Source organism: Natrinema hispanicum, assembly GCF_900111485.1.
Lineage (GTDB): Archaea > Halobacteriota > Halobacteria > Halobacteriales > Natrialbaceae > Natrinema > Natrinema hispanicum_A.
Genome location: NZ_FOIC01000038.1, coordinates 1 through 7,394, shown reverse-complemented (window position 1 = coordinate 7,394; position 7,394 = coordinate 1). Strand labels below are relative to the sequence as shown.

General features: G+C 52.9%; 8 protein-coding genes and 1 pseudogene. 2 read left to right on the top strand and 7 right to left on the bottom strand.

The genetic code is table 11. The features are described 5' to 3' along the window. Positions 1-412: 412 nt before the first annotated feature. The 6 genes from BSG09_RS17845 to BSG09_RS17815 all read right to left on the bottom strand — a co-directional run bounded on the left by BSG09_RS17845 (position 413) and on the right by BSG09_RS17815 (position 5,073). Complete coding sequence (locus BSG09_RS17845; protein WP_139246262.1) at positions 413-835, bottom strand: hypothetical protein; 423 nt, start codon at positions 833-835, stop codon at positions 413-415. A gap of 128 nt (positions 836-963) precedes the next feature. Next, the gene (locus BSG09_RS21415) at positions 964-1,152 is read right to left on the bottom strand and encodes a hypothetical protein (protein ID WP_092935568.1); all 189 of its coding nucleotides are present in this window, start codon (positions 1,150-1,152) and stop codon (positions 964-966) included. Between the two features lie 120 nt (positions 1,153-1,272). Continuing rightward, complete coding sequence (locus BSG09_RS17835; protein WP_130501978.1) at positions 1,273-1,677, bottom strand: DUF5518 domain-containing protein; 405 nt, start codon at positions 1,675-1,677, stop codon at positions 1,273-1,275. A 224-nt stretch (positions 1,678-1,901) separates the two neighbouring features. Next, positions 1,902-2,792 carry a biosurfactant protein 1 gene (locus BSG09_RS17830; protein ID WP_092935564.1) on the bottom strand — a complete coding sequence of 297 codons (891 nt, stop codon included), beginning with the start codon at positions 2,790-2,792 and terminating at the stop codon, positions 1,902-1,904. A gap of 85 nt (positions 2,793-2,877) precedes the next feature. Beyond that, positions 2,878-3,015, bottom strand: coding sequence for a DUF7563 family protein (locus tag BSG09_RS21880; RefSeq protein WP_449406692.1), 138 nt, complete (start codon positions 3,013-3,015; stop codon positions 2,878-2,880). Positions 3,016-4,176: 1,161 nt separating this feature from the next. Then, the gene (locus tag BSG09_RS17815) at positions 4,177-5,073 is read right to left on the bottom strand and encodes a DNA-binding protein (RefSeq protein WP_092935560.1); all 897 of its coding nucleotides are present in this window, start codon (positions 5,071-5,073) and stop codon (positions 4,177-4,179) included. Positions 5,074-5,975: 902 nt separating this feature from the next. On the opposite strand from BSG09_RS17815, the gene BSG09_RS20410 reads away from it, so the two are divergent. After that, positions 5,976-6,383, top strand: coding sequence for a hypothetical protein (locus BSG09_RS20410; RefSeq protein WP_130501458.1), 408 nt, complete (start codon positions 5,976-5,978; stop codon positions 6,381-6,383). A 440-nt stretch (positions 6,384-6,823) separates the two neighbouring features. On the opposite strand, the gene BSG09_RS17805 is transcribed toward BSG09_RS20410, so the two are convergent. Further along, positions 6,824-7,147 (bottom strand): PadR family transcriptional regulator, encoded by a 324-nt coding sequence (locus BSG09_RS17805; protein ID WP_394328131.1) that lies wholly within the window; start codon positions 7,145-7,147, stop codon positions 6,824-6,826. Positions 7,148-7,234: 87 nt separating this feature from the next. Here BSG09_RS17805 and BSG09_RS20405 point away from each other — a divergent pair. Beyond that, positions 7,235-7,394 (top strand): annotated as a pseudogene (locus BSG09_RS20405) (IS66 family transposase); the annotation flags it as partial.

Genomic DNA, 7,394 nt, shown 5'->3' with positions numbered 1-7,394 from the left:
CACCGTGCTTTTCCAGCCACTGTTGTCTCCTCTTCGTCGAAGGTGACGTAGTAGTCGAACACCGCACAGGAATGCGGCTCTGCGCCAACCAGTCGATCGAACACGGTCTTTCCGGTTGACAGTGCCTCGTCTGCTGTCGATGCCTCTACCAGTACGTAAATTAACATATGCATCTCGGATACCTCACTGCGCCGACGCTCTGATCAGTGTTCGCCTGGTCTTACCCAGTGCGCCGGCACCCATCACCGGCGCACAAAATCACTGCTGGAACGTACCTGTCTCACGGAGTAGAGCGATCCGGATCGATAGTAGCATCGTCAGTGGTCGTCAGGTCGCTTGACTCGTCGATAGCTTCGAAAAGACTACGGGTGCCTTTGGAAACTTGTACCTCTGCCTCGAGTGGGGTTGCTGGTTAGGGAGCCGCTGTCTCTCTTTGTTTGAGTTTGAGCTCAACGTTGCCTGCCAGACCCGCAAGGAGGACTACGCCGACCCAAGAAAGGATATACACACCGAATGGTCCCGGCCCACCAAACGGGCTAGTAAAGTAACCCTGCCACTCACTATAGGCTGATACGGTTAGTAATACACTGACCAGTAGAACGGGCGAAATGGACTTCTGCGTTATGGAATACAGGACTGGAACGAATCCGAGGGAAAACATTCCGATGAGAATATACGCTCCTGAGGGTGGCTTAACCAAGAGGATTTCCCATAGATTATCATATGAGAAGAAGTTCCAGAGAAAGATAGCGACACCTGCATGGAGAAAACCGGCAACCAGACGGTAAATAGCCGGAACCATCGATATGGATGGGGTCTCTGAGTTTTCAGCCATATTCCGCAGCAAGAATTACACTCACTTAGAAATTATGGTGGATTGATACTCTACGGAAAGTACATAGCCTGTACTGACCGTCCGGTACGGAGTCCAATAAGCTGTGACCGATTCTATAACCCGCTCGGTTAGGAATCAATGTGGGTATCAGTAGGTTCACTACGCTCTGGTCGAGTGAGAAGACTCACTTCCTCCAAGAGCGCCGTTGCTGTTTCGATTCGTTCTCTGTCGGCGTCAGTCAACTGATCGCCCTCGAGATCATTGAGTTGACTGAGTGCACGATGCAGTCTGTATCCTGGTGTGTTGCGTGGGTCCATTGAATGCGCCTCAGCCGATCGCGGCGCAGATAAACATGATATGAAGGTATAGTTGATTTTCCTTTACCCCAACATCTCTTGACTGATGTCAACTGACAGTGTTCTTTGAACTCCGCCGCCTCAACTATTTCCCACAGTAGTCGATTGGTCATGTTGGTTACCGGCCAGCCAACGCCCAACCCGTACTCCCACTTCACCGATGAGCGCTGAAATTCCGAATCCGAGGACTGCAAACACAATCGTGGCACCGATCGCGCTCGCCACAAACCATACTGGGCCGGCCAAGCGGAATGTGGTTGTAAGAAGATCGAAAACAACCCAGAATACTGGAAGTCCGCCAATAATCCCGACCCGAACCCCAACTCCGCTAATTTCACCGTTCACACGCCCGATCAGATAGCCGGCAAGAATACCACCGAAAAACACCGCTCCAAGCGAGAGTTCGGATCCTGTTTGCCAGTAACTGAAGGTGGTGAATGGAAGAGAGCACAACCCACCGATGAGAGCGTACTTCCATTGGGTCATTCCGGGCTGTAGAGGAGGACCAGCTTCAGGCATAGTATTTCAATCAATGATTGGTGTTGCAAGATTATAATAACTTTCCTTATAGAATATGCTATTGTGCCACCCTTTGTCGCGTCTCTCTGCAAACAAGACACACCCTGTACTTACCGCGATTTTCACGCCTCACTCTGAATAAAGAACCAGTGCTACTATCTACTGCTAAGTGATCATGTTCCACATCTCATTCACTCTGGGCTCGGCCCATAGCACGGCGTCCCGCAGACCTGGCATTCCCAGATTGCGTGGCCGGTCCAGGTTTCGTCGGGAACGGATTCATGTTCGCTGAATCGATGATCGGTTGTACATCCGCACTGGTGACACTCGAGGCATTCTTTGGTCGGAATCAGACTGTCCAAATGCTCAGGTTCACGCTTGTCAGGTGTCTGCTGGAGAGCAATTGCGGGGACTAGCCACGCATCATCGCCGGCGTTGTCGAGCAGCGTCGCAAGTCGCTGCTCGTCGCGAATGCTAGTCCCGCCTTCGTCGTAGAGATACGTTGTCGGCTCGTGGTCACTATCTGCGGCTGGGTGGAGTTGGTCACTCCATGTTGTTCGATCGCGGGCGGCCGCGAGAAGTTGCTCACCGTCAGTGGACGTAATCTGTGCTGCAGCAGGAAGCACGGGCCACTGATCGGTCAATTGGGCTGCGGGCTCGTCCTCGAGATCATAGATGGACGTGCAGTCGTCGACGGTCGATTCCGTCGCACTGGTGGCAAGGAGTGTTGCAGCGGCCGCGCCTTTCGCGACGGCACCGTAGAACGTAGACGACTCGACAAGCATGTGAACGACGCCAAGCAGTGTCCACTCTGTTGCTGGTGCGTTTGTCTCAGAAGGGGAGTCCTCGAGATGATTGGTAAGACAGAACAGGCATTTGGTCTGATCAGCTGGGATCGGTGCGCTACAGGAGCGACACTCAGTGTCTGTTTCCGTTGGAGTGTCTGGATATCCAGTCGTCGCCGTTGCAACTCGCTGTCGATTCGGCTCACCCTCAGTACACTCGCTGAGTGTCTCATCTGGGATATGCGACGCTTCGCCGGTCGGACGAAGCTCCTCGAAGTCAGAATCTCGGTCAGTCATTGGTGGGTGGTGGATCGTGTTGTCTCACGTCTCGATGCAGGCTCCAGTTCGATAGAGAAAATCTGGAAATGAAATCACTGGGACGCTATTGGTGACGGAGTCCTGCTTCTCGAGCTTCACGGTTGCTGGCACAGTGGATACATGCTGGCAGATCACCATCAACGGCGAAAACCCGGAAATAGTTCTCGGTGACATGAGAGCCACAGCCATCACATTCTGGCATTATCCAAATCTATGTTGTTACTCCAGTAAATATCTTGTTCCAATACTTGTGTAGTTTTTCTCAATAGCATTCTATCTAAGTGGGATTGACTCTTTTCTGGGTCTGGTATTGTTGCGGTTCGAGAAGGAGTCCACAGCCTTCACAACGAGTTTCGACTGCGTTGATGGTCACCCGTCCGTTGCATTTGGGGCACGGACTGGCGCTCGAGTTGGGCTGGACGTCTTCGTCGAATGTTGTCTCGTAAACCTCTCTGAAAGCCATGGTGTTCACGAGGGGCAATGAGCAACTCCGACTGCCCCTCACCTCACTCGTGGGGCAGAGAAATCTATCGCGAAGTAGACCGTAGCATGGTTTCTTTATTCAGGACACCTTGCGGAACTCGCGGTAAGTACACACATGCAGTTACCGTTCAGTACAGGGTATACAGATACCGAGTTACCGGACTTCTAACAGGCGGAGAATCAGCGAGAGGTTATCACACGATACCGAGATAAATAACTAATAACGACCCGAGGATGCCGAGAATCCCTGCTATAATCCCAAGTTGTTCCTTCTGTTGTTTAGTCATATTGATCCTTTTCGGTGTGACTGCATAAATGTGCGGTGACTAACACCTTTCAATATGCACACGTAGTTACCAGTTAGTACAGAGTATGTATTTTTTATTCCTACAGTCTAAAATCGAATCCATGGATCGCCTCTCAACCCTCCTGATATACGCGTTCGTTGGTTTCCCTGTTTTGTTCATTCTCTTCCCATTCGGCCCATTAGGGCTGTTCTTGTTCGTGTACCTCGCTCTCCTCGTTATGGTGATTCAGTCGTGGGACGACACCGATGAATCACCGGCTCGGATTAATTGTTCGCAATGTGGTGCTCCGAACGAACTAGATCGGGATCAATGTAAGCACTGTAATTCATCGCTCACCGGTCAGTAAGCAGATGTAGTTGCCGAATTGCTCGACTCAGTTTCAGGCATATTTCTGAATGAAAAAGTCGTGTTACTAACTACTACTAGGTGATGGCAAAGTTGTGGAGCAGATTTATGCTGTGGCGAAAGCCCGGCAGCGCAACGGCCATCGGCCGTGAGCAGCCCGGACCGTGGAGGTGGTGGGAGGTGGCGGTGACTGCGTTCACACCAGCAAAAAAGGGGCTTCGCCCCGGCTATTCCCACCAGCGACCGCGCTCGGGGAAGTGGATCGTCGTCCAGCCGGTCACAGCCAGTGATACACGTCCTTCGTGCCAGTTCCGAGCAGCCTTGTGAATGCGCACCTGCTCGCCTTCCTCGATCCACGGTGCGTCTGATGACTTCCAGATGGTCACACGCGTCTGGCCACTGTCATCCGCGATGAGCCCGACCTGTGCGATGCTTGGATGGGAGGGATCCCACAGGGTTTCGACACGCCCTTCGATGCTCACCTCCTTCCGAGAGACCTCTTCGAGTTTTCCAATGGGGATGACGTGTCCGGGTGCCGTCTGCAGTTCCTCGAACACGTTGACGACCGCACTTGTCAGGTCTTGGCCACCGACGACGACTTCACTCAACCGCCGGCTAATCGCCGCTCGAGACCAGCCATCCAACTCCTTCGCGAGTCGCATCGACTGCTTGTTCACGGCCGCCAACTGCTCCTGGGTAAGTTCTGTCCGGGGATCCGCTCGCTCCGGGTCCGCCATTGGGTCCACGCTCGCCGCCCGTTTTTGGAATTCCACACGCCGCGCTTTGCTCTGGTCCGCAGCGATCGCTCGTGTCCGCTTTGCACGACCTTCCTGCAGCCCCATCTCGGCCTGGGCACTGATCAGTTCAAGTTCATCCTCTCGTGCTCGAATCCGCTCTTCCTGCTCGAGGGTCGCACCGTGGATCCGGTCGTCGCTCGTATCGACGATGCCGTCTGGGTGGTTCGCATCCACCTTTGCTTGGACCTCTTGCTCGACCGTTGCCTCAAATTCCGGCGTCTCGTTGACGACCGGGAAGCCGTCTTCATCGACTGCCTGCTCATCCGCCTGTTTGAGTGCCTGTTCATCGACCGTAACGACCTTGCTACTCGAGTTGTTACTAGACATTGGAACTCACTAGTTCCGAAGGCGCTCACGCGCCTGCCACCGCGATCCCTTACATCGCGGTTTTCCGACGACACCGACCGACTAGATCCATCTGCGCGCTCGCGCTCGCGCCTTCGCGAGCGCCCATCTGGGCGCGAGCGAGAGCGCGCCTGAATGCGGTGACCCAACCAGCACCGCGCGGCGTCCTGCCGAGCGGAGCGAGGCAGGACTCGAGGCGCGAACGGTGTGAGCGCCTCGGCGATCCGCCCGAAGCGAGCGGCCAGCTTTAAGCCGTTTCTCGTGTCCGGCCCGGACGGCGGGTCCGTGTCCAGCGCGACTGTCGTGAGCACGGCGAGCCGCATCGTGGCTCGGCGCGCGCAACGGTACCAAGCGCTGGAACGCGAAAGCCCGCGAGGGGCGCAACCGAAAACGCGCTTAATGCTGGCGTCGAGACCAGATTCATTTTAGCCCGGAACGGTGAGCGACGCCAGGAGCGAACCGCAGCCCGGAATGGTCGGTCGCGAGCGACGCGGAGGGCGGCACGCGGCGAGCGGGGCGGGCCGAATCCAAGAGCAGGCAACCAATGCAACAGCAGCCCGATCAGTCCACGTGGGTGGGGCTAAAAGGGGCTGGCGCGCTCGAGGAACCCCGCCGACGCAAGCACCGCAACCTGTGAGGAGCGCAGCGAGGTCTTCGCGAGTGAAACGAGCGAAGGGCGGCGAGACGCACACGTCTCGCCAGGCGCGGGACTTGAGCGTGCCAGGGGCTTTCACCTTATTATCGAAAGCGATGGTTGCAAGCCACTTACCGAGACCTACTCACGGCTGTTTCAGTGACCCATCCGCACACTACAGATGCGAACTTCCCATGGTGAACAAACATTAAGAAAACATATATGGTCTGGATATAAACTCATTCAATAAATGAGTAGTACAGCAGAATTTACATTAATAGCTACGATAGTTATCCAATTTTTGCTTGCTGGAATTGTATATGTTGATATGCGTCAATTCAATCTTGACGAATTTCAACGATATGATCTAGCTATTCTTGTTCCTCTTGGTGGTTTCTTAGTTTTCCCATATTATACATTAAAAAGGGCCAAGTTTACGAAAAGTAAACAGGATTCATCTTCATACATTCGTATTACTAAATCAGAATTAACATCTATTAGAACGAAATTGTTTATCCTTGCTCTCATGACTGGAGTTCCTTTTAAGATGGCTGGATCTCAAACACCCGGATCGGCATCTCAACTTGCCCTTCTCACGATCAGTGGGATCAGTACACTCTTTCTTTTTAGAGTGTTACGACAGTACCAGTCTGAATAGTATCGTAACAGTAGACAGTAGCACGGTTTCTTTATTTAGAAATGCCTCTGAAACTGGAGCGATCGGCTCGATAACTACGTATACGGATGTACCGACTGGATTTATTTCGACCAAAGTCAATTAGACGATATGGAGCCGTCATTTAGACGCGACTCGCTCATTTTTATCATTACATATGTGATAGGTGTCATAGCTGTCAGCGCTCTTGGAGCAGTTTTGCTCGAACGCACTCCCTCCGTGTTTCTTCGTGATTTATTCACTGACCCTATCTGGCTATTCAACTGTGTGCTACTGATAGTCCTCTGGTTTTTGATGTATCCAAAGCTCCGAAGGAGTTACGAGAGACGAACCAGCTAATTCACTGCTGCTCCGGTAACTACTTGACCTGTACTTACCGATTCGGGGAGCAAAGCAAGAATACAGATCGTTTCCGATTTTGATCAGTCGATGTACTGTAATACCCACTCACGGCGATCCTCGATCGCTTGTTCTCCCTCGTCTGTAATCGCGTAATAGTTCGTTCGTCTGTCGAGTTGTCCTTTCTCGACGAGTTCCTTATTCACGACCGTATCGAGATTCGGGTATAGCCGACCATGATTGATCTCTGAACTGTAGTACTGCTCGATCTCGTCTTTGACATCCTGTCCAGATGGCTGGTCAGCGCCTGCGATCACGTACAGCAGGTCTCGTTGGAATCCTGGTATGTGTTTAGCCCGAGCTGATTTCGGTACTGTCTCGTAGGAAGCGTTCAACGGACGCGACATGAACAGGCAGCAGACATCGGATACGACTCTCAGGGATGGGCTCCGCAGCGGAGCCCATCCCGTTGCCTCTGCTGTCATAACTGGTTGGTGGAGTCTGTGAACGCAGACGATTTCACCAAAGAAGAGCTATTTTCTCGGTTGCTTCAGCTTGAGCAGCGGGTCGAAGAACTTGAGCAAGAAAACAAGCGGAAGGACAAGAAGATCGATCAGTTGCAAGAGCAACTTGACCAGAAGGACGAGCGGATAG

Coding starts and splice junctions, on each gene's coding strand:
- BSG09_RS17845 (WP_139246262.1), bottom strand. CDS start 835: ATGGCTGAAAACTCAGAGACCCCATCCATATCGATGGTTCCGGCTATT.
- BSG09_RS21415 (WP_092935568.1), bottom strand. CDS start 1,152: ATGGACCCACGCAACACACCAGGATACAGACTGCATCGTGCACTCAGT.
- BSG09_RS17835 (WP_130501978.1), bottom strand. CDS start 1,677: ATGACCCAATGGAAGTACGCTCTCATCGGTGGGTTGTGCTCTCTTCCA.
- BSG09_RS17830 (WP_092935564.1), bottom strand. CDS start 2,792: ATGACTGACCGAGATTCTGACTTCGAGGAGCTTCGTCCGACCGGCGAA.
- BSG09_RS21880 (WP_449406692.1), bottom strand. CDS start 3,015: ATGCCAGAATGTGATGGCTGTGGCTCTCATGTCACCGAGAACTATTTC.
- BSG09_RS17815 (WP_092935560.1), bottom strand. CDS start 5,073: ATGTCTAGTAACAACTCGAGTAGCAAGGTCGTTACGGTCGATGAACAG.
- BSG09_RS20410 (WP_130501458.1), top strand. CDS start 5,976: ATGAGTAGTACAGCAGAATTTACATTAATAGCTACGATAGTTATCCAA.
- BSG09_RS17805 (WP_394328131.1), bottom strand. CDS start 7,147: ATGTCGCGTCCGTTGAACGCTTCCTACGAGACAGTACCGAAATCAGCT.